Here is a 25488-nt window from a genome sequence, read left to right as displayed (position 1 = left end):
ATCTGATAAAGTTGGCGGTTTTTAATATTGGGGGTTTTTATTTCCTTCTTACTTCAATTTGGACAATGCATCTTTTATCCTGGGCAGTAATTCCTGCACGTCTTGCAGGGTACTTGCACCTACCGACACGCGGAACCATGGGGTATTATGATCTGTTCCGAATGCAGCAAACGGTACGAACGCTACTTTTGCCTCTTTAATCAGGTAAAAATTAGTATCTGCCGACGTTTTCAACACAGTGCCATCGGGTGTGGTTTTGCCCGCATAATCAATTTTTATAGTCAGGTAAATAGCACCCATCGGCTCAATGGCGTCAACGTTAAGCCCTTCGGCCTTTAACTGCTGGAAGCCCTGGTATAAGGTATTCAGGCTGGCCTGTATATTACCTTTTAATTCGGCAAGGTAACCCTTAACAAAATCATCCTGTCTTAAATATTTAGCCATAGCAACCTGCTCGGCCTTTGGCGCCCAAGCGCCCATATGGCCTACAATCGCCTTCATGTGGTTTATCACATTTGCCGGGCCAAAGCCCCAACCCACGCGCACACCTGTGGCGGCAAAACATTTTGAAGCTCCGTCAACAAATATGGTCACGTCTTTTAACTCGGGGCGCAGGCTAACCGGGTTGTAGTGCACATGTTTGCCAAAAGTAAGTTGTGAGTATATCTGGTCGTACAATAAATACAACGGTTTTTCGCCGGCCTTGCGGGTTTTGTTTTCAGCAATTACCAAATCACATATCTCTTCCAAGTCCTTTTTGGTAAACATGGTACCGGTTGGATTTAGTGGCGAGCAAAGGGCCAGCATAGCTGCTCCTTTTAAATGCGGCGCTATTTCATCAGCCGTAGGCATAAAATTATTTTCGGGCCTGGTAGGGATGATGACAGCTTCGGCATTGGTTAAATCGCAATAGTGGTTGTTGTTCCATGACGGTGCAGGGAAAACAACTTTATCACCCGGATCGATAAGCGCCAGGTAGGTTGAATATATCAATGGCCTCGAGCCGCCTGAAATCAAAATCTGGTTTGCATTGTAATCCAAATCAAACCTGCTTTTTAAAAAGCCCGATACGCTTTCCCTGAGGTCAAGCACACCATCGGCTGGCGGATAGTTGGTTTGGTTGTTTGCATAAGCATCAACAATGCCTTGCTTCAGCTCGGCTGGGATGGGGTAGATGTTTGAATCAAAATCGCCGATTGTTAAATTGGCAATGTTTTGTCCCTGGCGTTTTAGCTCGTTTATTTCACCTGCAATTTTTATGATTTCGGACCCGTGCAGATTTTGGGCCAATAAAGAAACACTCATGTGGATGTGTGGGTTATGATGTGCAAAGTTAAGCGAAAAGCTGAAAGCAAAAAACGAAAACCTTTTTTTAGCTTTATGGCCGTTTACAGAAAGTATATTTGACTAGAAAATGACGGTTGAAAACCCAATGGCTTACAGTTTTATTATGCAGGATGACATCTACCTGCTTAATGCTGATAAACTGCAATATACCCAACCCCCGGAAACAGTGACACCATCGGCCGTGGCGGAACCGGAGCCTCAATACACACCCGGCCCGGCTGCAACTGTTGCATTGCCGGAACCCGTTAACTTTAAATATCTTGGCGGCAACAAAAAAGGTTTCCTGGTGATTACCCACTACCCGGAGCACGATTTTATGCACGACAAACACCTGGCAGCGTTGGAGAGTACGCTTACACGCTTAGGGTTTATCCGCGATGATATTGCAATTGTTAATCGCGTACATTATGCAGATACAGATTTTGATATTCTGGCTCGTTTCTTCGCCCCTAAAAAGTTGCTGATACTTGGGAAACACGCGATACCTGCAAAGATGGAAGCGCTCGAATTAAATAAACTTAAACAATCAGGCACGCTTACCGCATTACTTACATTCAGCTTTGACGAGATGATGGAAAGTGTTGAGCATAAGAAAGCATTTTGGGAACAAATGAAACAATTGTAATATGCACCAATTAGTTTTTGCTACCAATAATACCCATAAGCTGGAGGAAGTTGCCGCCAAAATTGAAGGACAGATAAAACTGCTGAGCCTTAATGATATTAACTGCACTGACGATATCGCCGAAACCGGGGAAACCTTCCGCGAAAATGCCTCGATAAAAAGCCATTACGTCTACAATAAATACAAACTGGATTGCTTTGGCGACGATAGCGGCCTTGAAATTGACGCACTGAATGGCGAACCCGGCGTTTACTCCGCCCGTTATGCAGGCGAGCATGGCAACCACGATGCCAATATCAACAAAGTGCTGGCCAGCCTGCAAAATGTAACAGGCCGCAAAGCTCGCTTCTATACGGTAATATCGTTGATATGGAACGGTGAAGAACATCTTTTTGATGGCACCATCGAGGGTACTATCTGCCAGGAACGCTCAGGCTCTGAAGGTTTTGGGTACGACCCAATATTTCAGCCCGATGGGTATGATGTTACCTTTGCCGAAATGAGCCTGGATGAAAAAAACAAAATAAGCCACCGTGCAATAGCGATGGAAAAGCTGATTGATTTTTTAAATGGAAGGTAATCTACATCGGCCAGGTTTTACAAGGTGGCCAACGCCCGTGTTGCCCTTGGATTTCCTGGCCTGACTATTAATGCCTGCTGATAGCTTTTTTTTGCATCTGCTTTATTATTGTTTTTCAGGTAGGCATCTCCCAGGTCGTTCCACGCTATTACTATTTTTGGGAACAATAAGGTATAAACTTTATATAGCGAAATGGCTTTATCGAACTCGTTTTTTGCCAGAAGTTGCTGGCCAACATCCAGTAAAACCATGTCATTACCCGGGTCCATGGCCGAGTTCTGCATTTCGGCTTTATAATTTTCTTCAAAATATTTACCACCTTTAGTATTTATTACCTGGTATAAATATTTTGCTGGTGGCAGGTGCAGCGGAGGAACCGGTTTGTTATTTAAAATGGCCGAGATCCTCATCCCAAGAGCCTCTGCCGTCCCCTCATCAAAGTTGGATAGCACAATAACCACATTTTGTGTTTCCATATTGGCCGACCATAATGCGCTTAGTCCGGGTGCACCGCCTGCAAGCGCTATTTTGCCGGTTTTGGCAAATTCGGCCCAGGTGCTGCCGGGGGCTTTGCTAAATGGGTTGGTGAAAGCAATTTGCTTACTGTCATTCGTCAAAAGTCTATTACCATGCAGCATCGAATTTACAAATGCCAGCATATCAAGAGTCGTGCTGTATATGCCGCCATCGCCGCCGCCAATAATATGCATTTCGGTATTACTTTGAAGCGGTCCAGACGCATTTGAAAGATAGCCGGTTGCTTTGCCTGGCTCCGGTTTTACATAAGAGTTAAACCCGGTTTGGACCATGCCGACCTTATCCAGTATTTGCTCTTTCAGCGCCTGGTGATAACTTTCACCTGTTACTTTTTCAATTATTGCAGCCAGCAAAACAAAACCCGAGTTTGAATATAGCGCATCTGTTCCCGGCTTAAAACTCAATGGTTCACGTTTAATGTAGGGCAAAATATCAGCGATGGTTTTTATCCGGGCAATTTCATCCGCATCCTCGCCAAAAGGTGGTCCGTCAGTATAACTGCCCAATCCCGACTTATGCATGAGCAATTGCTGCACGGTAATACCATTTAACCGGGGCGGGAAACCGGAAAGCAATGCGCCCAAAGTGTCGGTAAGCCGCAATTTGTTTTGCTCAACCAATTGCAATATCATCACCTTGGTAAAATCCTTGGTTATTGAGCCTATTTGAAATTGTGTATTAACGGTATTTGGCGTATTGTTTTCGTAGTCGGCCTTGCCAAAACTCTTATCATAAATAACCCTGCCATTATTTGCAACCAGCACATTGCCCGAAAACAACTGAAGGTTAACAGCTTTTTCAACAAGCGAATCTATGCGTGTACCAAGGGCGGCAACTGAGTGTTGTGCTTTTGCATCGACAGTATAAAACAAAATTAAGATAGCAAATGAACGGGCGAAGAGTTGATAGGATTTCATTACCGTAAGTTTCTTCAATAGTAACCACATATTGTAAATATCTACAACTTTTGGTGGAAACAGGTTCTTTTAAACAGCAAACGCCGCTAATTTGTGATTTAGCAGCGTTTGTTATTATACGAGCAATTAATGATTATTGAATCAAATGCTTTAATTGTATTACTTCTTTCTCTTCTAAAAAGCGCCACCTTCCGCGGGGTAGGTCCTTTTTAGTAAGGTTAGCGTATACCGCACGGTCAAGTTTTACCACTTCGTAACCCAAGTGTTCAAATAAGCGGCGTACAATGCGGTTTTTGCCGCTGTGTATTTGTATACCTACTTCGCGTTTTGAGCCGCCTGCAACGTATGATACAGAATCAGGCTTTATCAAACCGTCTTCCAGCTCGATGCCAAAGCCAATTTTGTTCAGGTCGCCCTGGGTTAAGCTTTTGTTCAGTTCAACTTGGTATAGTTTGGTTATGCTATTGCGGGGATGCGAAAGTTTGTCTGCAAGGTCGCCGTCGTTAGTCATCAGTAATAAGCCTGTGGTATTCCTGTCAAGGCGGCCTACGGGGTAAATGCGTTCTTTGCTGGCTTTTTCAACCAGGTGCATAACCGTACGGCGTTCCTGCGGGTCTTCGGTAGTGGTGATGTAGTCTTTTGGTTTATTTAAAAGTACATAAACCATTTTTTCGCGCTTAAGCAATTCGCCGTTATAGCGTATCTCGTCTTTTTGCGGGTCAACTTTATGGCCAAGTTCGTTTATAACAATACCATTAACCGATACCACGCCTGCAGCAATCAACTCATCAGCCTTACGGCGCGAGCAGATCCCTGCATTTGAAATGTAACGGTTAAGCCTTATCAGCCCGGTTTCTTTACTTTCAGCAGGGCCTTTTTTGCGGCCGCGCATTGTTTTTACCGGCGCATCAAGATCCTTGGTTATTTTATCGTAGTTTGGTTTTGAGCGTTGTGGTCTGTCGGCATCGTATGGTGTGTCGGCGCTTTTTCTTTTAAAGCCAAGCCCGCCTGACGGGCCTGCAGTAAATTTTTTGTCGCCGGTTCTTTCACCACCAAATGAACGTTTTGGTTTATCATCAGCATTAAATGAACCTGTTGATGATTTGCTACGCGATGTGAAAGGTTTTTTGTCACCTGTTCTTTCACCGCCGAAACTTCTTTTTGGTTTATCATCGGAATTAAATCCGCCTGTTGAGCTACCGCGCGATGAAAAAGGTTTTTTATCGCCAGTGCGCTCCCCGCCAAAGCTTTTGCCCGGCCTTGGGTCATTGTCGGCAGTTCTGCCGGTATATGGTCTGCCTTTTGGAGCGAATGCTCTTTTTTCGCCTGATGATTCACCATCTGTGGGTCTGCCGCTATATGGCCTGCTTTTACCCGTAAACGGTTTTTTGTCGCTGCTGCTAAAGCTGCTCGCAGGTTTGTCATAACTGCTGCTTCCGCGCGGCGAAAACGATTTTTTCTCGCCCGGTGCTTCGTTGTTATATTTTTTTGATGGTCGGGTGCTTTTGGGTTGATCTGAACCTTGTGCCGAATTTCCACGTGATGAGGTTGATCTTTTTGGCCTGTCGCCGGCCTTCGGAGCCCTGTTTGACGATCTTCCTGATTTGTCGTCGCGACTGTTACCTGGTCTGTTAAATGCCATAGTTTTAAAGTTTGCGCTTTCGCAGCGTGAGGGTCAAAGATAGCCTTTTTTGAGCGATTTTTGATTTTTTTTTATGACTAACAAAAAGTGCGTTTAAACGTTTTAAACCAAGTTTTTGGACCGAAAACCAGGTTTAAAAAATGCGCTGAAAAGCTAAGTGTTTGATAATGTGACTTATATAACTTACCTTTGCAGCACATTCTACCAAATGTATAATTTATGGATAAAAAAGAAATGACTAAGAGACACTTAATTACGTGCTCCGTAATAGTGTTGCTGGTTATCATTTCCGTGTTCAATATTTGTGGTACAAAAGCCGTACCAACCGTTGTAAAAACGGCAAAATTGAGCCCGCGCATCTCAACTTTTATTTACAAAAATACCGATGCAATTAATGAATACAGCTTCGCTAATGAAGCCGTGCCTGTACGAGATGCTGGCGTAACCCGCAAGTTACTGCGTTCGATTAAAAAGCACAGTTTTGCCTGTGTGCAATCGAACATCTTACAAAACAAAGCCGATAAATGGTTCCCTGTTGTTGTACCTATTTTAAAAGCTTACGGCATTCCCGAAGACTTTAAGTATATCCCTTTAGTGGAGTCGGGCTTTTGCGAAAGCACGTCGCCCAAAGGTGCAAGGGGTATCTGGCAATTTATGCCCGGTACAGCACGCACTTATGGCCTAAAAGTAGGCCACGGGGTTGATGAACGCTTAAACCTTAGCAAAAGCACCGTTGCAGCCTGCAAGTACATTAAAGAATTGTATGCACAGTTTAACAGCTGGACACTGGCCGCCGCCGCTTATAACAACGGCGAGATAAAGCTGGCTAAGGTGATGAACAAGCAGAACGAGGACAATTATTTCCGTATGCATTTAAACCGCGAGACCGGAGTTTATGTGTACAATCTTATAGCCATGAAGGCCATCATATCCCATCCAAAAAAATATGGGTATGACTATTACGCAATACGAGATTTAAGCCACGGAACATTTGAACTGCTGGCAGTTAACCAGTAAGCGGAGTTTAATCCGCCGAAAGTAAATTTATATTACGGAGCACTTTGAGGCCGGTTTCCAGGAAGGAGACCGGCCTTTTTTTGCGTATATTTGTAGCAATTTAATGAGTGATTTAGTGAATGAGTGATTTAGTGAATTTTGCCGGTATGGCTTTATTACTGAATCATGAAATTACAATGTTTGATGATGGGATTTGAGAATATTAGATCGAAAAATTTGAGTTCTTTTAATCACTAAGTTCACTAACTCACTAATTCACCAATTCATTATATGATAAACAAAGCTATAGACCTGGGCGAGCAAAACGAAGTTGAAGTGTATGGGGCCAGGGTACATAATTTAAAAAATATCGATGTTTCTTTCCCTCGTAACAAACTGGTTGTAATAACCGGGTTGAGCGGCAGCGGAAAATCGTCGCTGGCGTTTGATACCATTTATGCCGAGGGTCAGCGCCGTTATATGGAGACATTTTCGGCTTACTCGCGCCAGTTTATGGGCGGTATGGAGCGGCCGGATGTGGACAAGGTATCAGGACTGAGCCCGGTGATTGCCATTGAGCAAAAAACCACCAGTAAAAACCCACGTTCAACAGTTGGTACTATAACCGAGATTTACGATTTTATGCGTTTGCTTTTTGCGCGTACCGGCGAGGCTTACTCGTACGTGAGCGGTAAGAAGATGGAGCGTATGTCGGAAGACCAGATACTGAAAACCATCACTGAGAAGTTCAATGGCCAGCCGGTTAACATACTTGCACCTGTGGTAAAGGCCAGGAAAGGGCACTACCGCGAACTTTTTGAACAAATACGCAAACAAGGCTACCTTAAAGTTTGGATTGATGGCGAGATGGCGGATGTAGAGCCCAAAATGCAACTGGACAGGTATAAAATACACGACATTGACATTGTGGTTGACAGGCTTGTTATAAGTGAAGCCGATACTAAACGATTATACACATCTATACAAGCTGCGTTAAAAATTGCAAAAGGTATTATCCGTATTGGCGATAAGGATAATAATGTAGCCTATTACAGCAAGTATTTGATGGACCCGATATCGGGCATATCATACGATGAGCCACAGCCAAATACATTTTCATTTAACTCACCTTACGGCGCCTGCGAAAAATGTAATGGCCTGGGGTATATTTTTGAGGTTGACGAAGCATCGGTCATCCCTAACCCTAAACTTAGTATACTAAACGGCGGTCTTGCACCTATTGGCGAGTACCGCGAAACCTGGATTTTCCAGGTGTTGAAAGCGCTTGCCAAGAAATATGAATTTGCATTATCAACCCCAATTGAAAAACTTTCGCGCGACCACCTGGATATTATCCTGAATGGCAGCAACGAAATGATAACCGTGGCGGTTGAGTATAATAAATGGAACGTACAGAGCTACCAGGTGGCGTTTGACGGTATTATCCGCATGCTGGAAGAGCAACAGGAGCGCAGGGGCGAGGAAGGTATGGACGATATGGAAAACTATCGCGTGCTCAGAACCTGCCCAACCTGCGAAGGTGCAAGGTTGAAAAAGGAATCGCTGCACTTTAAAGTTGATGGTAAGAATATTTTCGAGCTGGCCTGTATGGATATCCGTAACCTGCAGGAGTGGTTTGCTAACCTGGAAGATAGGCTAACTGAACGCCAGAACGTCATCGCCAAAGAAATATTAAAAGAAATCAGGGCCAGGATAGTGTTTTTGCTGGATGTTGGTCTTAACTATTTGACGCTCGACAGGACTGCCAAAACATTATCAGGTGGAGAGGCACAACGCATCAGGCTGGCCACGCAGATAGGCTCGCAACTGATGAATGTAATGTACATTTTGGATGAGCCGAGCATCGGCTTGCACCAGCGGGATAATGAACGTTTGATCAACGCGCTGAAAAACCTGCGCGACCTGGGTAACACCGTACTGGTAGTTGAGCACGATAAAGACATGATACTGCACGCCGACCACGTAATTGACATGGGCCCGGCAGCCGGCGTACACGGCGGCGAGATAGTGGCGCAAGGTACACCAGAAGAGTTGATGAAGGCACATACGCTTACCACATCATACATCAATGGTGAGCGTGAAATTGCGATCCCAAAGAAAAGGAGGGAAGGCAATGGCAAAACGCTTAGCCTAAAAAAAGCTACCGGCCATAATTTAAAAAAGGTATCAGTTGATTTTCCTTTGAGCAAATTAATCGGAATAACCGGAGTATCAGGCAGCGGCAAATCGAGCCTGATAACGGAGACATTATATCCTGTTTTAAATCATTACTTTTTCAGGGCCAAAAAGCACCCGCTGCCCTACGAAAGCATTGAAGGCCTGGAACATATAGATAAGGTAATTGAAATTGACCAAACACCTATCGGCCGTACACCACGCTCAAATCCGGCTACTTATACAGGTGTATTTTCTGATATACGCAATCTTTATGTACAATTACCCGAGGCGCGCATACGGGGTTATAAACCCGGCCGCTTTTCGTTCAACGTAAAGGGGGGGCGTTGCGAAACATGCCAGGGTGCCGGCCAAAAGGTTATCGAAATGAACTTTTTGCCGGATGTACAAGTGCCCTGCGAAGAGTGCGGCGGCAGGCGCTATAATCGCGAAACACTGGAAGTGCGCTACCGCGGCAAATCCATCAGCGATGTGCTGGATATGAGTATTGAAGATGCCACTCCATTTTTTGAGCATATACCAGCCATTTACCGCAAGGTTAAAACTTTGTTTGATGTGGGGCTTGGTTATATTACGCTTGGACAGGCATCCACCACCTTGTCGGGTGGCGAAGCGCAGCGTGTTAAACTAGCCAGCGAGCTTTCTAAAAAAGATACTGGTAACACTTTCTATATTTTGGATGAGCCTACAACAGGCCTGCACTTTGAAGATATAAACGTGCTGTTGGGCGTATTACAGCAACTGGTTGATAAAGGCAACACCGTATTGGTGATTGAGCACAACCTTGATGTAATAAAAGTAGTTGACCACGTAATTGACCTCGGCCCCGAAGGTGGCACGGGTGGCGGTAAAATCCTATTCAGCGGCACACCGGAAGGTTTGTGCAAGGTTAAAGAAAGCTTTACGGGGCAGTTTTTGAAAAAGGAGATGGGGGTGAAATGAGATGTACAGAAAGTTGTACATCTTATTTAAAGTCTTTATCTTTATTAAAAATTTTTAATAATGCAGGTAACAACGTATACAAGCTTCAGGCAGAAATTGAAGTCCTATCTTGACAATGTGCGGAATAACCACGCCCCGTTGTATGTCACAAGTGCTAACGGCGAGGACGTTGTTGTGCTATCGAAGTCGGATTACGAAAGCATGGAAGAAACTTTTTACCTGCTTAAAAGTCCAGCCAACGCGGCTCGATTGCTAAAGGGTATTGAAGATTACGACCTGGGTTTAGGTAAGGAAAGAAGCCTTATTGAAGAATGAAAATAGTGTTTCTTGACCAAGGCTGGGAAGATTATTTGTATTGGCAAACCACTGATAAAGCTACCTTAAAGAAAATCAATTCGCTGCTGAAAGAAATTGAGCGAATGCCATTTGAGGGGAGCGGTAAACCGGAGCCGTTGAAGCACAACCTCGCCGGATGGTGGTCACGGCGAATAAACCTGGAACATAGATTAGTATACAAAATCGACGAAAAATCTATTGTCATTTTGCAATGCAGGTATCATTATTAGGGATTTATGAACGCTTCTGCCCGCTACGATACGAAATAGTTTAATAATTTATGTACGACACATTAAAAAAGTACATCAACGTTAACGCTTCTATATCTGCAGAAAAGCTGGATGAAATAACGTCTCATTTCAAATCGCAATTTCTAAAAAGAACGCCATCTTCCTTTCACGGGACGAGTCCGATAGCAAATAAGTAAATCTATTCTCTCCAAACAAAACCAAACAATCGTAACTTTAGCTTATATGTTACCATTGTTAATTTCATCCCAAATTCGCGAAGCTGATGCTTATACTATAGCCAACGAGCCGATAAGCTCGGTTGATTTAATGGAACGCGCCTCCAAAGCATTTGTGGGCTGGTTTTGCAATCATTTCCAGGAGAAGAAAAAGGCCATTACTGTTTACTGCGGTACCGGCAACAATGGCGGCGACGGATTGGCCATAGCGCGCATGCTTAGCGAGCATCAATATAAAAACATCAACGTCGTAGTCGCCAGGTTTTCAGATAAAGCATCGGATGATTTTAATACGAACTTTAAAAGACTACAACAAACCGGTATCCCCTTAAAGGAAGTAAAACCTGGCGAGAGTTTGCCCGAAGAAAATAGCCCGATCATTATAGATGCCTTACTTGGCACTGGGCTAAATAAACCGCTTGAGGGCGACTATAAAAGGCTGGTTAACTATATCAATAATTTAAAATCAACCGTAGTTTCGGTAGATGTACCTACTGGTTTTTTTTCGGAAGGGGAAATGCCTGCCGATGCTATCGTGTTAAAGGCCGACCTGGTAATTACCTTTCAACAGCCAAAAATCAATTTCCTGTTACCCGACTCGGCGCCGTATATTGATTGCTGGGAAGCAGTTAATATCGGTATTGATGAAAAGTTTGTTCGTTCGTTAAACTCGTCCTACCAGGCGGTTGAAGAAAAAGATATACGGGGACTATTGAAGCCCCGCCATCGTTTTAGTAATAAAGGCACATACGGACATGCTTTAATTATAGCCGGAAAAGAAGAAACCATGGGTGCAGCATTATTAAGTGCTGCTGCGTGTGCTTATGCCGGGGCCGGGTTAACCACAGCGTGTGTTCCAAAAAGCGGACTAACGGCTTTGAATACTTACATGCCCGAATTAATGGCCGTGATACGCAGCGGCGGCGAAGTGCCGGCTATTGAATGGGATAAATTCAGTTCGATAGGGATTGGCCCGGGCTTAGGTAAACAGGATGATGCGATGGGGCTACTGGCAGATGTATTAGCCAATTACGAAAAACCAATTGTAGTTGATGCCGATGCGCTTAACTTACTAGCAGCAAACAAAGAACTCTGGGCAGAATTACCCGAAAACAGTATCCTGACTCCCCATATGAAAGAGTTCGACAGGCTTTTTGGAGAACACGGCAACTGGTGGTCTCGTATCCAAACCGGTTTAGAAAAAGCCCGGGAGCACAATATATATATATTATTGAAAAACGATTATACCATAACCATAACCCCGCAGGGAATGGTATACTTTAACACAACCAGTAACCCGGCGATGGCTACCGGCGGCATGGGTGACGTACTTACGGGGATAATTACCTCGTTACTGGCCCAGAAATACACCCCGGAAGAAGCCTGCATTATAGGTGCTTATATACACGGAAAGGCTGGTGATGAACTTTCGCGGCCAAACAGGTTAAATGTGGTTATGCCCGCACAATTGGCAGCGCGCCTGCCTGCTACCATGGCAAAGTTAATGGCATAAAAAAACGGTTGTAAGTATCGTACAACCGTTCCTAACTATTAACTGATCTTATAAAGAACAAAATACTCAATGGGGAAATTGTGAACCCGTTCTTTGACTATACTAATACAAAGTCAAGCTCCAATTTTATACCTATAAGACGTTTTACCAATTTGTTTAGTTACAAAAACAACTAAAAATTAATTCTTGTTATCTTAACAATATAAAATTAGCTTAGTAACAAGCTGGTTTTAAAGTTGTTTTAGGAAAATAAAAAAAAGTTGAATAGTTGATTAAGTTGGATTGGGTTGATTAAGTTATCGACTATCGGAGCGAATATGGCTAAACAGGTAATCCCAATTTAACTAAATCAAACTCAATCAACTAGCCCTAAAACTTCCCGAGCACCATCATTTGGTCCATGGTGGGGTTTATGCTGCCGCCGCGTGGTTCGAGGGTCACTGCAAAAGCATCGGTTTTTACCGCCGCAATGGTTTTCATCTCCTTCATATCTGTCGAATCGGGATTGGCGTCAAATACGCCCAGGTCGACAGGCTTGCCGCCAACAAGTGCCCATAGCTGGTATTGGTGCTCCTTATCGTTCACAGGCATTTTTACATTGGCCATATCAACCATCACCTTGTGCCTTTCTTTGCTCCATGCAATCGTAATAGAAGCACCCGCAGGGGCCTTAGGGGTCGCTTTTAATTTCAAAAACCTAAAGGTAGTATCGCGCAGTACGCCAAGCTCGTTCTCAACAAAATTTACCCTGTTGGCGAAATGTTGCTTATCGGCCTGCAGCACCGCTAATTGGGTGTTTGATTGCTGCAGCTTATTATATAAGTTCATTAATGCTACACCGCTTGCAATTAATAAAGCAAGGCATGCCGCAAATGCGTATTTGTAAAAATTTGTTGGTTGTGCTACTGGTAGCGTTACTACATTATCTCTAAAGTCTTCGGCCTTATTAAACGTGCTGTCGTCGCCGAGGTTGGTAAGTAAGCTGTTTAATATTCTTCCCCGTAATTGTTCGTTTGGCTCAACCGCATTATGTTCTGCATATTGTTCCATCGACCGCTCAATTTCATCCAACTCGGATTTTATTGCCGGATGTTTTGCAGCCATAGCCTCCACCTGCAACTTTTCGTCGTGGGTAATATCACCCAAAACATAAAGTTCCAAAATGCCCGATTCTATATATGCTTTAATATCTTCCACTTTCCGCCTGTTCAATTAAAATGTTTTCTGAGCTGTATTATGGCCATTCTAAGCCTTGTTTTAATGGTACCAAGTGGCACGCCAAGTTCATCGGCGGCTTCCACATGTGTGTATCCTTTAAAGTAAACAAGGTCGAGAATCGACTTTTGCTCGGGCTTTAGTGTTTCCACCAATTCTTTAATGCCCAGTAGCTCAGGGTTGTAAACTGTGTTTCTTTGTTCGTCTATGAAAGTTACGTTATTTTCAAGCTCCTGGTTTTTGTTTTGGTTCTTAAAATCTTTCGACCGTATTTTATCTATCGCCAAATTGCGGGCAATATTAACCATCCAGGTAAACAGGCGGCCTTTTTCAGTACTGTAACTCGCAAACGAATTCCAGATTTTTACGAACGTTTCCTGCAATACATCTTCTGCTGTTGGGATATCAATTATTATGCGCGATATGATACCATACAACGAGGAGGAATACATGTCGTAAAGCGCTTCTATTGCAATCTTTTCCCGGTTCCTTAGCGCAAGCACTAATTCTTCTTCCGATAGCGATATTTTTCGTTTCCTGCTCAATTGGGCTGAAGTTAATAAGAATTTTTAGATTTCAAACAGATGTTTTTCTGCATGATATGACGAACGAACCAGCGGTCCGCTTTCTACATACCTAAAACCCTTATCAAGCCCAAATTGTTTCAACCGGTCGAACTGGTCGGGATGTATCCAGTCAATTACAGGGTGATGGTTGCGTGTTGGTTGTAAATATTGCCCCAGGGTAAGTATCTGTACGCCGGCCGCCAGCAAATCATCCATCGCCTCGAAAACGTCATCTTCGGTTTCACCAAGCCCCAGCATAATACCCGATTTGGTACGTAAGCCAGCCTGCGAAATATGTTTTAAACATTCAAGGCTTCGGTCGTATTTTGCTTGTATGCGCACTTCGCGCGTTAAGCGCCTAACGGTTTCAAGGTTATGTGATACCACTTCGGGGCGGGTTTCAAGCACGCGCCCAAGATTGTCCCAGATGCCCCTGAAATCTGGCAGTAAAGTCTCCAGCGTTGTTCCGGGGCTTTCCCTGCGTATGGCGTTAATGGTTTCGGCCCAAATAATGGAACCGCCATCCTTTAAATCGTCACGGTCGACAGAGGTAATTACACAATGCTTAACCTGCATTAATTTAACCGAATTGGCTACTCGGTTCGGCTCGTCGGTATCAACAGCCAACGGTCGGCCGGTAGCAACGGCACAAAACGAACATGAGCGGGTACAAATATTGCCCAGTATCATAAAGGTGGCAGTACCAGCACCCCAGCACTCGCCCATGTTTGGGCAATTACCGCTTTCGCAAATGGTGTGCAGTTTGTGCTCATCAACTAATCCGCGCACATGGGCATATTCTTTTCCAATAGGAAGCTTAACCCTAAGCCAATCAGGCTTGCGTTGGGTTTGGCTAACAGCAGCAACTACCGGCAATTCAATCATGGATACAAAAGTATGTAAAAAGTTGTGATTAGAGATTAGAGGCCGGAGATTAGAGATTAGTTTTTACAGTTTTGAAACATTCGGCCGGCGGCAGGATAAGCAGCAGCTTTAACTAATCTCTAAATTCTAATTAACCAATCACTGAAAGAGCTTCCTCAACAGAAACTTCCCCATGCGACAGATCAAGCACACATTCGCCGTCTTTTATCACCAGCATCTGGGGCGACTCGTGATGAACGATAAAATCGGATGCTATTTGGTTCGATAAGTCGCGGTGCTTTATCAGATCGAGAAAATAGAGGGGTAAATTACCGGGGAGCTTGTCCCAATCCAGTTCGAAACGTTTTTTAACCATCATACTGATGGAGCAACGGGTGCTATGTTTAAAAATCACACTATACCCTTCCTGATGTTTTATAGCATTAATTTGCTCAGCCGATTCCAGCGATGTCCAGTTCATAAAATATTTATAGGAATGAATGCCTATTAAACGCAAAACAACGCAAAGCATGTTCCGGTTTGGCGCAATTGATAAAAAATGACATTTAACTGTTAACGCCCGCTTTTTGGGTATGAACCGTATGCAGGGCACAGTTTGTTGGAGCATGAAGCCATGCTGCCTAATACTAAAGCGATGATAGCGATGTAAATTACTTTCTTCATGTTTTAATCCGTCAGGGTTTTTATACGAAATTAACTGTTTAAAGTTTCAGCAAGGTACGCCATTTTTATGGCAGTTACAGCACCTTCAATACCTTTATTTCCATGTTTACCACCAGCCCTGTCAGTTGCCTGCTGTTGGTTATCAGTGGTTAACACGCCAAATATAACAGGTTTTGAGTATTTAATAGCAACATTGGTTAAGCCGTTAGCCACTGCGTTGCAAATAAAATCGAAATGCCTTGTCTCGCCTTGTATAACACAGCCAAGGCATATTACGGCATCTAATTTACTATTTTTTAATAAAAAATCAGCTCCTGATGTTAATTCAAAGCTGCCAGGAACCGTGTAGGTGAAAATTTTTTCGGCCAAAGCGCCATGCTCAAGCAGGCTTTCGTAAGCACCTTTGTACAATGCATTGGTAATGCCTGCGTTCCATTCAGCTACAACAATGCCGAAGCTAAATGGGGCCGCCGACGGAATTTCGGTTTCAGAAAAATCAGATAAGTTTTTTAGCTGAGAAGACATTTTAATTCGGATTTCGGATGTTCGATGTCGGATTTATTTAAATGCGAAAGTCGGAATGTCGATTGCGGAATGGTAAATCAGAGAATTAATCCAAAATATCAATTCCGAAATCGAAAATCCGACTTCCGAAATATTTTTAAAGCTTAGCCTCGGTGCGCGCTATCAGCTCATCAATATTCTGAGCTTCGGGGCTTTCGGGGTAGTCGCTTTTTATTTTTTTGTAAGTTTCGTCAGCCGACTGGTTATCGTTTTGTGTTTCGTAAACCAGGCCTAATTTTTTCAGGTAAAGCGGAGTCAAAAATTTATTACTTGCTTTGTCGGCCGCTTTTTTAAAGTAAGTTACAGCTTTGTCGTAATCTTTTAGTTCAACATAAGCATCTGCGGTGCCGCCAAATGCTTCAGCAGCAACCATGCTATCGTTACCTCGGTAGTTAACCAGGTTGTCAATAGCTTTTTGAAATTCACCTTTGTTTAAATAAGCAGTGCCTAAATAAAAGTAGGCCAGGTTTGCTGACTTGGTATTGCCGTAATCGTCAATTATTTTTTGAAAGCCAGGGTACCCTGCATCGCCTTTAATAGCTTTGTCCCAGTCTTTTTTAGCCCAAAAATCCTGTGCAACGTGCATCTGGTTGGCAGCTTTAACTTCAAGCGGTGCGATATAAAGTTTTTGATAAGCTATATATATAACAACCATGGCGAAAATGGCGCCTACTATAAAAATTACGCTTTTTTGGTTCTCGCGGAAAAAGTTACCGGCCTGCCCTGCATTCTTCTCTTGCGCTACCGGCTTGGTATTCACCTGGGTTTTTGACATTTCTTTTCTAAAATTAAGTTTGCAAAAATACAGTTTTCAAAATTTTTATCAATAGCTTTTAAATTTATTATTTAATGTTAGAGATTGGAGGTTGGTTAATTAGAGATTAGGCAGGACATATTGTTAAATAATGGCTGATATTCAACGTGTTTATTTGTAAAATCATTCCGCATTCAGCCCTCCGCAATCCGCATTTTTAAACTAATCTCCAATCTCTAACCTCTAATCACTAACTTTACACCTCCTTATGTATCTGAAGCAGCTATCGGTTATCAATTTTAAAAATTACGCAGAGGCGGGCTTAACCTTTAGCGAGGGCGTTAACGTTTTTACCGGCAACAATGGCGCCGGCAAAACCAATTTACTTGATGCCATTTATTACCTGGCATTGTGCAAAAGCTATTTTAACCCCATCGACAGCCAACAAATAAAACAGGGAACGGATTTTTTTATCGTTACCGGAAATTTTGACCGCGACGGTAAAGCCGAAAATATTGCCTGCTCGGTAAAGAAGAACCAAAAAAAGCAATTTAAACGGAACAAGAAAGACTACCAGCGCCTTGCCGACCACATAGGCCTGCTGCCCCTGGTAATGGTATCGCCATATGATATCAGCATTATAATTGAAGGCAGTGATGAACGGCGTAAGTTTATCGATAATGTGATATCACAAACCGATAACTCATACCTTGATGAATTGCTGGTATATAATAAGGTATTGGCCAATCGCAATGCGCTACTGAAGCAAATTGCCGATACCGGCCGTTACGACCCGGCATTACTTGAAATTATTGATGAACAGCTAACGGCTTCAGGCAACCGCATTTTTGAAAAGCGCAAATTATTTATGGAGGCTTTCACCAGCATATTTAACAAGCATTATAGTTTTTTAAGCGACGACGCCGAGCAGGTGGAAATGGTGTATGATTCACAGTTGCTGCTGAATGATTTTGCAGGTTTGCTGAAGAAAAACATGGAAAAGGACAGGATGCTGGAGCGTACCAACGCCGGTATCCATAAGGATGACCTGGTTTTTTCCATCCACGGCATGCCGATGAAAAAGTTTGGCTCGCAGGGGCAGCAAAAATCGTTTTTGATAGCGCTTAAGCTCGCGCAATACAGTTTTTTAGATCGGCAGAATAAATTTAAGCCAATATTATTGCTTGATGATATTTTTGACAAACTTGACGACTCAAGGGTCACCAAATTAATGCAAATGATATCGAACCATGATTTTGGCCAGGTATTTATAACAGATACCAGCGAAAGCCGCGTGCGCGGGATATTTGATAATATAGGTGTGGCCATCACGCTGTTTAAAGTAAAGGGAGGAGAGATTGATGCGTAAAGCAAACGACAAATCGTTAAAAGATGCTATTGAGCAAATGCTTAATGTTTATAAGATTAAGCGGAAGTTTGACGAAACCTCTGTTATTGCGCACTGGCCCGAACTGGTTGGTAAGCCGGTTGCTAACCGCACCAAAGAGTTATTTATCAATAATAAAAAATTATTCCTGCGGGTTGAGTCGTCAGTAATTAAAAACGAACTGATGATGATGCGTACGCAGATAATTGAAAAGATAAACGAAGAAGCAAAAGCAATATTGATTGAGGAGATTATTTTCCTCTAGTCCACCGTGGGAAAAACGACCTGAAGTTTAAGTCGTCGCTCATCCTCGAAAAAGCAAGGATAAACAGGCCGGGAAGTATAAAAGCTAACTGGGCTTCGGGGTGCGTACGATAAAGTAAAATAGTACCCGACACCAAAACAATTATAAGTAGCAAATACAGGATATATTTAAGCAGTAATCGCATAATTTTTGTTTCAGTTTACAATTAAAAGGGGGCATGCGAAATCGTAATTTCTCAAACCTTTATAAAAATACTTACTTCTTTTTAGAAAAACAAAATAACAGGGTGTTTTTTTATTAATAAAACACCCTGTTAACTAATATTTAAAATTTTTCGAAAGCCGAAAAGAAGAAGCTGCCTTCTATCTCCGCATTTTCTGAAGAGTCGGAACCATGGACGGCATTTGCACCAATTGATTCTGCAAAACGTTGGCGGATTGTTCCTTCTTCTGCTTTTGAAGGATCGGTAGCGCCAATAAGCTTGCGGAAATCATCCACAGCGTTATCTTTCTCCAAAATAGCAGCCACAATTGGCCCTGATGACATAAAGTTCACCAGTTCACCATAAAATGGGCGCTCTTTGTGTACTTCGTAAAATTTCCCGGCTGTTTTTTCTGTTAATGCAATGTATTTCATCGCATTAATTTTAAAGCCCGCCTTTATAATCTGGTCTAAAATTGCACCGATATGGCCGTTTGCAACAGCGTCGGGCTTAATCATTGTAAAAGTTTTATTGTTACTCATATATTTTTAGTTCATAGTTAATGGTTCATGGTTGATAGCAGCTTCAGGAATATGGGTTTTACTATGAACCATGAACCATCAACTATGAACTGCGCTAATTTTCCCGCAAAAGTAGCTTTTTACAATTGAACCGTAAAGCCTTTAACATTAAATAACATAGCTGTATTTGATTTATTTATTTAACTTTGCAATTCTTTTTTGAAAATTGATGTTAGATACAGCCTCGCTTATAAAACTTTTAGCGCAGCCACAAAAAATAGTAATTACTACTCATCACAAGCCTGATGGTGATGCTATGGGCTCGTCGCTTGGTTTATATAATTATTTAATACAGCAGGGGCACCACGTTAAGGTTATTACCCCTACCGATTACCCCGAATTTTTGTTCTGGCTGCCCGGCAATGGCGAGGTTATTATTTTCACTGAAAATGAAAAAGAATCGGCTGATTTAATTGCTGCGGCTGATATTATATTTTGCCTCGACTTTAATTCGCTTAACCGTATTAACGAGATGGGTGAACTTGTTGGTGAAAGCAATGCGGTTAAAGTAATGATTGACCATCACCTGGAGCCACAGGATTTTGATGATTACCGCTACTGGGATATCAATGCCTGTGCAACCGCGCAACTGATTTACACTTTCATAACCGAAGAGCTTAATAATAAAAAGCTGGTTAATAAAGATGTGGCTACCTGTTTGTATACGGGTATCATGACGGATTCAAAATCGTTCTCGCTGCCAAATACCACCTCGGCAGTGCACCGCATAATTGCCGATTTGATTGACGCCGGCGCTGTAAACTGGCATATTTACGACCAGGTTTACAATAATTCGTCAGAAAACCGTTTACGTTTTCTGGGTATCTGTTTGTCGGAGAAGCTGGAAGTGCTGCATGAATTTAATACAGCTATTATAACGGCTACGAAAGAGGATCTGGAAAAATATGAAGTAATTACCGGGGATACCGAAGGAATAGTTAACTATGCACTTTCAATTACCGGTATTAAGTTGGCGGCATTTATAGTTGAGCGCACCGATAAGGTGAAACTTTCGTTGCGTTCAAAAGGGGAGTTTCCGGCCAATGACATCTGTAAAAAATATTTTAATGGTGGCGGCCATCGCAATGCAGCGGGTGGCGCTTCAACCGGCAGCCTTGAACAGGTTGTAAATCAATTTAAATCAATTTTACCCGAATATAAAAAACTGTTAATACAATAAGAAAAAATGAAAAAAAGACTGATGTTTTTAGCGCTTGCTGCAATTGGATTAGCAAGCTGTAATGGTGGCTTTAAAAAACTGGGCGGCGGCACAGAATATTCAATAGCCGACGATAAAGGTGGCCCGAGCATAAAAGAAGGCGATTTTGTTTCGTTTAACTTTTCAATAAAAAACGATGCCGACTCGGTTATGCAGAGTTCGTATGAAAAAGGCTTTCCGCAAATATTGAATATGCCTAAGGTAGAAGCCGGCAAAGGAAATATTATGGAAGTGTTTACTTTCCTTAGCGAAGGCGATAGCGTAGTTATCAGGCAGAATATCGATTCGCTTGTTAAAGGAAAGCCAAGGCCAAAACAGTTAAAAGGCAAATACATTGTATACGTAATAAAGGTTGATAAAGTAATTGCTAAAGGCAATCAAACCGACGCTGTTTTCCAAACCAAATCACAAGAGTATGTGAAAGGAATTGAGGACAAAATTAAGGCCAGAGAACCTATTGCGATCAAAAAATATATTGCTGATAAAAAACTTAAAGTTACCACAACCCCATCGGGCTTAAACTACGAAATTACTAAACAGGGAACAGGCCCTCTGCCAGCTCCCGGCGATAGTGTTTCTATTTACTACACAGGTACTTTTGTTGACGGTAAAGGTTTTGACACAAACGTGAAAGGAAACGCTGTGAAACTGAAGCTGCCAATTAACCCGATGAACCCATACAAACCAATGAACTTTGTACCGGGCGCTCCGGGTATGATCCCTGGATTTGGCGAAGCCTTTAAGTTATTCAACAAAGGAACTAAAGTTACACTGATCATCCCTTCGAACCTGGCTTATGGCGAACAAGGATACCAAAGCGTGCAGCCGTTTACGCCGTTGGTGTTTGATATCGAGGTGGTTGACATTATCCACCCAAACCCTAATGCGCCAAAGCCGGTGCAATTGCCGCCGCCGGTGGTTAACCCAGCGCAGCAGCCGGTTAGAAAATAATTTTAATATAATAGCGCCTTCCTGTTTTTAACAGGAGGGCTTTTTTAATTTATGATGAAGTATATTTTATTTGTTTTTGCTTTAGCACTAACCATTGGCGCCAAAGCACAGGATGCCGCCTTACAGCACACGCCTAAAGGGGCGTTGTACCAGATTTTTACTCACGCTCCGGGCGATAAGGTAAAAGAGGGTGACATTATTACGTTTCAGTACATTCAAAAAACCGACAAAGACTCGGTGCTTTATAGTACTTATGTAAGCGGTCGCCCCGGTCAGGCAAGGATACAGCCCTCGCAAAATTTAGCTGATTTGATGGAGGTTTTCCCGTTATTGGCAGTTAACGACAGTGTGTTGGTGAAGGTACCTACCGACTCGTTATTTAAAGGTCACGAAGAAAGCCGTCCGCCATTTTTTCCGAAAGGAAGCTTCCTGAAGTTTTTTATTAAAATTCAAAAGGCGCAATCAATGGATGTATTTATGGCCGAAATAAAACAGGCCGAAACGGATGGCGCCAATAAATATATTGCCGATCATAAGTTAACCCTGCAAACAACAGCCAGCGGTTTAAAATATGTAATTACCAAACAAGGAACCGGCATAAAACCTCAGAATGGCGATACTGTACTGGTAAATTATGCCGGCCGTAGCCTGGACGATAAAGTGTTCGACAGTAGTATCGAAGCAGTGGCCAAGCAAGCAGGCTTACAGCAACCTGGCCGTACTTATGAGCCTTTAGTTGTTTATGTAGGCTTAGCCGGTACTGAACATTCCGTTATTACAGGTTGGAACGAAGGCTTACTTTTATTAAATGAAGGCTCAAAGGCAACATTTGTTATCCCGTCAAACCTTGCATACGGGGCACAGGGCTCGGGCGAAATTAAACCATTCAGCACATTAGTGTTTGATTTGGAACTGGTAAAAGTTAAACCTGCTAAAAAGACGCCTGCAGTAACAAAAGCGCCCGCGAAAAAAACACCGGGTAAGACAACCGGGCTAAAAAAGGAAGTCGCTACAAAGAAAAATTAAGTAAAAGCCTCCTGATACCCGGGAGGCTTTTCTATTTTTGCACCATGTTACTTACCGATACGCATACCCACCTATACTACGAAACCGATAACACTAAACGGGATGGGTTGATACAGCGTTGCAGGGAAAACAGTATACATCGTTTGTTTCTGCCAAATGTCGACGCTACATCTGTACCAAAGGTGTATGCACTTACAGAAGCTTACCCTGATATGTGTTTCCCGATGCTGGGTTTGCACCCATGCGATGTGAAAGCTGGTTGGGAGCAGGAACTTGACGAAATAAAATCGTTCCACAATCAGCATAAAATATACGCTATCGGCGAAATCGGCATCGATTTATACTGGGATAAAACCACCCTGGATATACAAATACAGGCGTTTAGAAAACAAATTGCCTGGGCAAAATCGCTAAAACTCCCTATCGTTATCCACTGTCGCGACGCATTCGACCAGGTTTTTGAAGTTTTACAACAAGAGCAGGGTGAAGATTTGCGCGGCATATTCCATTGTTTCACCGGAACAGTGGAACAGGCGGAACAGGTTGTTGCTTTGGGCTTCTACCTTGGCATTGGCGGGGTTGTTACCTATAAAAATTCGGGGTTAGATAAAGTAGTAGAACAAGTTGACCTAAAGCATATAGTTTTAGAAACAGATTCTCCGTACCTTACGCCCGTGCCGTATCGGGGCAAACCTAATGAAAGCTCGTACTTAATTTATGTTGCCCAAAAGGTAGCCGACCTGCATCAAACCGATCTTGAAACCGTGGCTACAACAACCACTGAAAATTCAAAGAAGGTATTTGGCGTATGAACAATTATTTTTTAATAGCTTTATTTTTTACAGAACCTATATACACATGAGTCAAATATTGATCATTTATACCGGAGGGACAATTGGTATGATGAGCGACCCGCAGACTAAGGTGCTCAGACCGATCAATTTTGAGCAGATAATGGATAATGTGCCCGAGCTTGAAAAGCTTAACTGCAAAATTAAGGTGCATTCGTTTGAGCAGATTATTGATTCATCGAACATGAACCCCGCCATTTGGAGCGAACTCGCAAGCCTTATTGAGTCAAATTACAACGATGTTGATGGCTTTGTGATCCTGCACGGCTCAGATACGATGGCCTTTTCAGCATCGGTATTGAGCTTTATGCTTGAGGGATTAGGCAAGCCGGTGATATTTACAGGCTCACAATTGCCTATAAGTGCAATACGCACGGATGCAAAGGAAAACCTGATGACATCTATTGAAATTGCCAAAGCAAAAAAGAACGACCGCGCCCGTGTACCAGAGGTTTGTATCTATTTTGATTATAAATTATTCCGGGGCAATCGCTCGTTTAAATATAATTCGTCAAAGTTCGAGGCATTTCGTTCACCAAATTACCCAATACTGGCCGAGTCGGGGGTGCACCTACGCTTTAGCGCTAACGATATAAGGCACCCCAAAGACGGTGAAACCCTGAAGGTGCATAAAAACCTGGTGAGCGATGTGGCGGTGCTGAAGTTGTACCCCGGCATCAGCCCCAAGGTAGTGGAAACAATTCTGGGCGCCGACGTTCGCGGCATAGTAATGGAGACGTTCGGCGCGGGCAATACCACCACCGACGATTGGTTTGTTGACCTGTTAAAACAAGCTATTGATAGCGGTAAAGTTATACTGGATATATCGCAATGTAAAGTTGGCACGGTTGAGCTTGGTCGATACGAAACCAGCAAGCAACTGAAAGATATTGGTGTGGCCAACGGTTATGATATGACCTATGAATCGGCTGTTACCAAGATGATGTACCTGTTAGGGCAATTTAAAAACCCGCAGGATGTAAAAGAGCATTTAGAGATGGATATGAGGGGCGAGATAACGGTTAGTTAATTCCCGCGATTGTTGTATAGACAGAATGTTTCGGCTCGTAGCATGTACCACAGACTTCCATAAGTAAACTTTTCAATTTTTTCTGCCTTATAAAACGTACCTTTGCAAAATTATTTTCTTGAAAATCGCCGCAGGCCTTCCAATTCAACGACAATAAGTTAAAGATTACGCATTATGAAAAAGATTGTCGATTACAGGAAACTGTTGAATGTGAATGAAGCTGCCGAATTGCAGGAATTGAAAACGGTTTACCGCGGCCTGATGAAAACCTGGCACCCGGATAAGTTTAATGATAACGAAGCCTTAAAGCTGGAAGCCGAAGAAAAAAGCAAAACCATAATTGAAGCATACCACTTTTTGGTAAGCATAGCGCCCGAAACCCGCAGCCAGACGTTTGCCGACTATACCATAACCACTACCACATCAAACATTGCCGATTTTGAGTATAAGCAACAAGTATTAACCGTTTACTTTTTAGACGGCAATGCATACGAATACTTTGACGTGCCAAAAGAGGTTTACCGCAAGCTTGTAAATGCCGATTCACCGGGGAGATTTGCTCGCAGGCATATTTTTAATGAGTTTGTTTACAGAAGCGTAAGTAAGTTGGTGGCGACTGCGTAGGCCGGACTCGAGTTTTGATATTTTTATTTCCTGTTTCTGATCTGCCGGTTTAATATAAAAACTTTGAACCTCAGCCTGGCCCAAAACATATTCCATTTGTGTCGCCAATTATTTTGCTGCCAATTTATGTCGAATTTTCTTTTGGTTTCGGAAGTATACACCTCGGTAGCATAAAAAGGGATGGACACTTTAGCATGAAGCGACGGTGTCATAGACTGGGCAATATCAGGCCATTTCGAGGTATATTCAATTTCAATAATGGTTTGATTTTTTGACGATTTATATATAAAAAAGTCAAACGCATAAACCTTGTCATATAATTCCAACAAATCAGGCATTAATTCAACTAATGTTTTTGGCTCTTTTTTATCATTGGCCAATTTTCTGGCCGAAGCCCCGGATGCGCCGCCATATTCCGACAGAATAAATAGGCAATTATCAGCGATATTATTCCATGTCATATTCCGCGCGATTTTTAACAAATTACCCGTTATTTGATTGAGGCTTTCTTCTAATGTTTCTTTGCTTAAAGGCTTATCCGTCATCAAGATAAAAATAACAATTTAAACCGGCTTCGTTAAATTTTGTTAAACCGACTACACTCTTAT

27 protein-coding genes are annotated in these 25488 nt (G+C 42.7%); 15 read left to right on the top strand and 12 right to left on the bottom strand.

All coding sequences use genetic code 11. The annotated features are described in order from the left end of the window. Window positions 1-48: 48 nt before the first annotated feature. A complete protein-coding gene (locus NAF19_RS20110) occupies window positions 49-1305 on the bottom strand; it encodes a pyridoxal phosphate-dependent aminotransferase (RefSeq protein ID WP_252792133.1) in 1257 nt (418 codons plus the stop codon). Between the two features lie 109 nt (window positions 1306-1414). Between NAF19_RS20110 and NAF19_RS20105 the strand changes: the two genes are divergently transcribed. Beyond that, the gene (locus NAF19_RS20105; protein WP_252792132.1) at window positions 1415-1972 is read left to right on the top strand and encodes a hypothetical protein; all 558 of its coding nucleotides are present in this window, start codon (window positions 1415-1417) and stop codon (window positions 1970-1972) included. A gap of 1 nt (window position 1973) precedes the next feature. Next, a complete protein-coding gene (locus tag NAF19_RS20100) occupies window positions 1974-2552 on the top strand; it encodes a non-canonical purine NTP diphosphatase (RefSeq protein WP_252792131.1) in 579 nt (192 codons plus the stop codon). A gap of 17 nt (window positions 2553-2569) precedes the next feature. On the opposite strand, the gene NAF19_RS20095 is transcribed toward NAF19_RS20100, so the two are convergent. Together NAF19_RS20095 and NAF19_RS20090 are read right to left on the bottom strand one after the other, a co-directional pair. Continuing rightward, complete coding sequence (locus NAF19_RS20095; protein WP_252792130.1) at window positions 2570-4006, bottom strand: serine hydrolase; 1437 nt, start codon at window positions 4004-4006, stop codon at window positions 2570-2572. Between the two features lie 133 nt (window positions 4007-4139). Continuing rightward, window positions 4140-5648 carry a pseudouridine synthase gene (locus NAF19_RS20090; protein ID WP_252792129.1) on the bottom strand — a complete coding sequence of 503 codons (1509 nt, stop codon included), beginning with the start codon at window positions 5646-5648 and terminating at the stop codon, window positions 4140-4142. A gap of 219 nt (window positions 5649-5867) precedes the next feature. On the opposite strand from NAF19_RS20090, the gene NAF19_RS20085 reads away from it, so the two are divergent. From NAF19_RS20085 to NAF19_RS20065, 5 genes are all read left to right on the top strand, one after another. Next, the gene (locus NAF19_RS20085; protein WP_252792128.1) at window positions 5868-6665 is read left to right on the top strand and encodes a lytic transglycosylase domain-containing protein; all 798 of its coding nucleotides are present in this window, start codon (window positions 5868-5870) and stop codon (window positions 6663-6665) included. Between the two features lie 270 nt (window positions 6666-6935). After that, window positions 6936-9782: an excinuclease ABC subunit UvrA gene (uvrA, locus tag NAF19_RS20080; protein WP_252792127.1), complete on the top strand. Its 2847-nt coding sequence runs from the start codon at window positions 6936-6938 to the stop codon at window positions 9780-9782. Between the two features lie 60 nt (window positions 9783-9842). After that, a complete protein-coding gene (locus NAF19_RS20075; RefSeq protein WP_252792126.1) occupies window positions 9843-10097 on the top strand; it encodes a type II toxin-antitoxin system Phd/YefM family antitoxin in 255 nt (84 codons plus the stop codon). After that, entirely contained in the window at window positions 10094-10348 is a 255-nt protein-coding gene (locus tag NAF19_RS20070) for a Txe/YoeB family addiction module toxin (RefSeq protein WP_252792125.1), read from the top strand. Before NAF19_RS20075 ends, NAF19_RS20070 begins: the two co-directional genes overlap by 4 nt. Window positions 10349-10591: 243 nt before the next feature. Continuing rightward, on the top strand, window positions 10592-12097 hold the full coding sequence (locus NAF19_RS20065; protein WP_252792124.1) for an NAD(P)H-hydrate dehydratase: 1506 nt from the start codon (window positions 10592-10594) through the stop codon (window positions 12095-12097). Window positions 12098-12466: 369 nt separating this feature from the next. Here the strand turns inward: NAF19_RS20065 and NAF19_RS20060 are convergent, their stop codons facing one another. From NAF19_RS20060 to NAF19_RS20035, 6 genes are all read right to left on the bottom strand, one after another. After that, the gene (locus NAF19_RS20060; RefSeq protein ID WP_252792123.1) at window positions 12467-13294 is read right to left on the bottom strand and encodes an anti-sigma factor; all 828 of its coding nucleotides are present in this window, start codon (window positions 13292-13294) and stop codon (window positions 12467-12469) included. 11 nt (window positions 13295-13305) lie between these two features. Next, window positions 13306-13857, bottom strand: a complete 552-nt coding sequence (locus NAF19_RS20055; protein ID WP_252792122.1) for an RNA polymerase sigma factor — start codon at window positions 13855-13857, stop codon at window positions 13306-13308. 24 nt (window positions 13858-13881) lie between these two features. Then, window positions 13882-14763 carry a lipoyl synthase gene (gene lipA / locus NAF19_RS20050; RefSeq protein ID WP_252792121.1) on the bottom strand — a complete coding sequence of 294 codons (882 nt, stop codon included), beginning with the start codon at window positions 14761-14763 and terminating at the stop codon, window positions 13882-13884. Between the two features lie 130 nt (window positions 14764-14893). After that, window positions 14894-15223 carry a bacillithiol system redox-active protein YtxJ gene (ytxJ, locus tag NAF19_RS20045; RefSeq protein ID WP_252792120.1) on the bottom strand — a complete coding sequence of 110 codons (330 nt, stop codon included), beginning with the start codon at window positions 15221-15223 and terminating at the stop codon, window positions 14894-14896. Window positions 15224-15456: 233 nt separating this feature from the next. After that, window positions 15457-15951 carry a 6,7-dimethyl-8-ribityllumazine synthase gene (gene ribH, locus NAF19_RS20040; RefSeq protein ID WP_252792119.1) on the bottom strand — a complete coding sequence of 165 codons (495 nt, stop codon included), beginning with the start codon at window positions 15949-15951 and terminating at the stop codon, window positions 15457-15459. 136 nt (window positions 15952-16087) lie between these two features. Then, window positions 16088-16765 carry a tetratricopeptide repeat protein gene (locus NAF19_RS20035; RefSeq protein WP_252792118.1) on the bottom strand — a complete coding sequence of 226 codons (678 nt, stop codon included), beginning with the start codon at window positions 16763-16765 and terminating at the stop codon, window positions 16088-16090. A 247-nt stretch (window positions 16766-17012) separates the two neighbouring features. Here NAF19_RS20035 and recF point away from each other — a divergent pair, with 247 nt between their 5' ends. Both recF and NAF19_RS20025 read left to right on the top strand, forming a co-directional pair. Next, the gene (gene recF / locus NAF19_RS20030; protein WP_252792117.1) at window positions 17013-18113 is read left to right on the top strand and encodes a DNA replication/repair protein RecF; all 1101 of its coding nucleotides are present in this window, start codon (window positions 17013-17015) and stop codon (window positions 18111-18113) included. Continuing rightward, window positions 18106-18396, top strand: coding sequence for a DciA family protein (locus NAF19_RS20025; protein ID WP_252792116.1), 291 nt, complete (start codon window positions 18106-18108; stop codon window positions 18394-18396). The genes recF and NAF19_RS20025 overlap by 8 nt, the downstream gene beginning before the upstream one ends. Here NAF19_RS20025 and NAF19_RS20020 read toward each other — a convergent pair. Beyond that, a complete protein-coding gene (locus tag NAF19_RS20020; protein WP_252792115.1) occupies window positions 18383-18580 on the bottom strand; it encodes a hypothetical protein in 198 nt (65 codons plus the stop codon). The genes NAF19_RS20025 and NAF19_RS20020 overlap by 14 nt on opposite strands. A gap of 140 nt (window positions 18581-18720) precedes the next feature. Next, window positions 18721-19140 carry a nucleoside-diphosphate kinase gene (locus NAF19_RS20015; protein WP_252792114.1) on the bottom strand — a complete coding sequence of 140 codons (420 nt, stop codon included), beginning with the start codon at window positions 19138-19140 and terminating at the stop codon, window positions 18721-18723. Window positions 19141-19348: 208 nt separating this feature from the next. On the opposite strand from NAF19_RS20015, the gene NAF19_RS20010 reads away from it, so the two are divergent. The 6 genes from NAF19_RS20010 (at window position 19349) to NAF19_RS19985 (ending at window position 24880) form a co-directional block, all read left to right on the top strand. Then, window positions 19349-20359, top strand: coding sequence for a DHH family phosphoesterase (locus NAF19_RS20010; RefSeq protein WP_252792113.1), 1011 nt, complete (start codon window positions 19349-19351; stop codon window positions 20357-20359). Between the two features lie 6 nt (window positions 20360-20365). Next, entirely contained in the window at window positions 20366-21349 is a 984-nt protein-coding gene (locus NAF19_RS20005) for an FKBP-type peptidyl-prolyl cis-trans isomerase (protein ID WP_252792112.1), read from the top strand. Between the two features lie 51 nt (window positions 21350-21400). Then, entirely contained in the window at window positions 21401-22375 is a 975-nt protein-coding gene (locus NAF19_RS20000; protein ID WP_252792111.1) for an FKBP-type peptidyl-prolyl cis-trans isomerase, read from the top strand. 44 nt (window positions 22376-22419) lie between these two features. After that, a complete protein-coding gene (locus NAF19_RS19995; RefSeq protein WP_252792110.1) occupies window positions 22420-23187 on the top strand; it encodes a TatD family hydrolase in 768 nt (255 codons plus the stop codon). Window positions 23188-23233: 46 nt separating this feature from the next. Then, entirely contained in the window at window positions 23234-24256 is a 1023-nt protein-coding gene (locus tag NAF19_RS19990; protein ID WP_252792109.1) for an asparaginase, read from the top strand. Window positions 24257-24430: 174 nt separating this feature from the next. After that, window positions 24431-24880: a KTSC domain-containing protein gene (locus NAF19_RS19985; protein ID WP_252792108.1), complete on the top strand. Its 450-nt coding sequence runs from the start codon at window positions 24431-24433 to the stop codon at window positions 24878-24880. Between the two features lie 23 nt (window positions 24881-24903). Here the strand turns inward: NAF19_RS19985 and NAF19_RS19980 are convergent, their stop codons facing one another. Beyond that, window positions 24904-25341 (bottom strand): hypothetical protein, encoded by a 438-nt coding sequence (locus NAF19_RS19980; RefSeq protein ID WP_252792107.1) that lies wholly within the window; start codon window positions 25339-25341, stop codon window positions 24904-24906. Between the last annotated feature and the right edge of the window lie 147 nt (window positions 25342-25488).

This window comes from Mucilaginibacter flavidus, assembly GCF_024055575.1.
GTDB classification, from domain to species: Bacteria; Bacteroidota; Bacteroidia; order Sphingobacteriales; family Sphingobacteriaceae; genus Mucilaginibacter; species Mucilaginibacter flavidus.
Note: the sequence above shows the minus strand (reverse complement) of the source record. Positions and strands in the feature narration are given on the sequence as shown.

Excerpts from the sequence above, each read along its gene's own strand:
- NAF19_RS20110 (WP_252792133.1), bottom strand. The coding sequence starts at position 1,305 with ATGAGTGTTTCTTTATTGGCCCAAAATCTGCACGGGTCCGAAATCATA.
- NAF19_RS20105 (WP_252792132.1), top strand. The coding sequence starts at position 1,415 with ATGACGGTTGAAAACCCAATGGCTTACAGTTTTATTATGCAGGATGAC.
- NAF19_RS20100 (WP_252792131.1), top strand. The coding sequence starts at position 1,974 with ATGCACCAATTAGTTTTTGCTACCAATAATACCCATAAGCTGGAGGAA.
- NAF19_RS20095 (WP_252792130.1), bottom strand. The coding sequence starts at position 4,006 with ATGAAATCCTATCAACTCTTCGCCCGTTCATTTGCTATCTTAATTTTG.
- NAF19_RS20090 (WP_252792129.1), bottom strand. The coding sequence starts at position 5,648 with ATGGCATTTAACAGACCAGGTAACAGTCGCGACGACAAATCAGGAAGA.
- NAF19_RS20085 (WP_252792128.1), top strand. The coding sequence starts at position 5,868 with ATGGATAAAAAAGAAATGACTAAGAGACACTTAATTACGTGCTCCGTA.
- uvrA (WP_252792127.1), top strand. The coding sequence starts at position 6,936 with ATGATAAACAAAGCTATAGACCTGGGCGAGCAAAACGAAGTTGAAGTG.
- NAF19_RS20075 (WP_252792126.1), top strand. The coding sequence starts at position 9,843 with ATGCAGGTAACAACGTATACAAGCTTCAGGCAGAAATTGAAGTCCTAT.
- NAF19_RS20070 (WP_252792125.1), top strand. The coding sequence starts at position 10,094 with ATGAAAATAGTGTTTCTTGACCAAGGCTGGGAAGATTATTTGTATTGG.
- NAF19_RS20065 (WP_252792124.1), top strand. The coding sequence starts at position 10,592 with ATGTTACCATTGTTAATTTCATCCCAAATTCGCGAAGCTGATGCTTAT.
- lipA (WP_252792121.1), bottom strand. The coding sequence starts at position 14,763 with ATGATTGAATTGCCGGTAGTTGCTGCTGTTAGCCAAACCCAACGCAAG.
- ytxJ (WP_252792120.1), bottom strand. The coding sequence starts at position 15,223 with ATGAACTGGACATCGCTGGAATCGGCTGAGCAAATTAATGCTATAAAA.
- ribH (WP_252792119.1), bottom strand. The coding sequence starts at position 15,951 with ATGTCTTCTCAGCTAAAAAACTTATCTGATTTTTCTGAAACCGAAATT.
- NAF19_RS20035 (WP_252792118.1), bottom strand. The coding sequence starts at position 16,765 with ATGTCAAAAACCCAGGTGAATACCAAGCCGGTAGCGCAAGAGAAGAAT.
- recF (WP_252792117.1), top strand. The coding sequence starts at position 17,013 with ATGTATCTGAAGCAGCTATCGGTTATCAATTTTAAAAATTACGCAGAG.
- NAF19_RS20025 (WP_252792116.1), top strand. The coding sequence starts at position 18,106 with ATGCGTAAAGCAAACGACAAATCGTTAAAAGATGCTATTGAGCAAATG.
- NAF19_RS20020 (WP_252792115.1), bottom strand. The coding sequence starts at position 18,580 with ATGCGATTACTGCTTAAATATATCCTGTATTTGCTACTTATAATTGTT.
- NAF19_RS20015 (WP_252792114.1), bottom strand. The coding sequence starts at position 19,140 with ATGAGTAACAATAAAACTTTTACAATGATTAAGCCCGACGCTGTTGCA.
- NAF19_RS20010 (WP_252792113.1), top strand. The coding sequence starts at position 19,349 with ATGTTAGATACAGCCTCGCTTATAAAACTTTTAGCGCAGCCACAAAAA.
- NAF19_RS20005 (WP_252792112.1), top strand. The coding sequence starts at position 20,366 with ATGAAAAAAAGACTGATGTTTTTAGCGCTTGCTGCAATTGGATTAGCA.
- NAF19_RS20000 (WP_252792111.1), top strand. The coding sequence starts at position 21,401 with ATGATGAAGTATATTTTATTTGTTTTTGCTTTAGCACTAACCATTGGC.
- NAF19_RS19995 (WP_252792110.1), top strand. The coding sequence starts at position 22,420 with ATGTTACTTACCGATACGCATACCCACCTATACTACGAAACCGATAAC.
- NAF19_RS19990 (WP_252792109.1), top strand. The coding sequence starts at position 23,234 with ATGAGTCAAATATTGATCATTTATACCGGAGGGACAATTGGTATGATG.
- NAF19_RS19985 (WP_252792108.1), top strand. The coding sequence starts at position 24,431 with ATGAAAAAGATTGTCGATTACAGGAAACTGTTGAATGTGAATGAAGCT.
- NAF19_RS19980 (WP_252792107.1), bottom strand. The coding sequence starts at position 25,341 with ATGACATGGAATAATATCGCTGATAATTGCCTATTTATTCTGTCGGAA.